General features: G+C 34.3%; 1 protein-coding gene. It reads left to right on the forward strand.

Going from position 1 to position 321, the window contains the following annotated elements; translation table 11 throughout:
* Positions 1 to 113 precede the first annotated feature (113 nt).
* Positions 114 to 321 (forward strand): hypothetical protein (locus tag ELS83_RS21800; RefSeq protein WP_216616769.1); only part of this gene is annotated, 208 nt, incomplete at its 3' end.

The following is a 321-nucleotide window of genomic DNA, read 5'->3' on the forward strand; positions in this document are numbered from 1 at the left end:
TGGAAAGGTTTGAAAGACCTTCAGGTGAGAAAATAGCATTATGTGCTGCTGAACTAACCTATTTATGTTGGATGATTACACATAACGGAACAGCAATCAAGAGAGCCACATTCATGAGCTATAATACTATCATAAGCAATTCGCTGAGTTTCGATATTGTCAATAAATCACTCCAGTTTAAATACAAGACGCAAAAAGCAACAATTCTGGAAGCCTCATTAAAGAAATTGATTCCTGCTTGGGAATTTACAATTATTCCTTACTATGGACAAAAACATCAATCTGATATCACTGATATTGTAAGTAGTTTGCAATTACAGT

This window comes from Marinifilum caeruleilacunae (assembly GCF_013141825.1).
GTDB lineage: Bacteria > Bacteroidota > Bacteroidia > Bacteroidales > Marinifilaceae > Marinifilum > Marinifilum caeruleilacunae.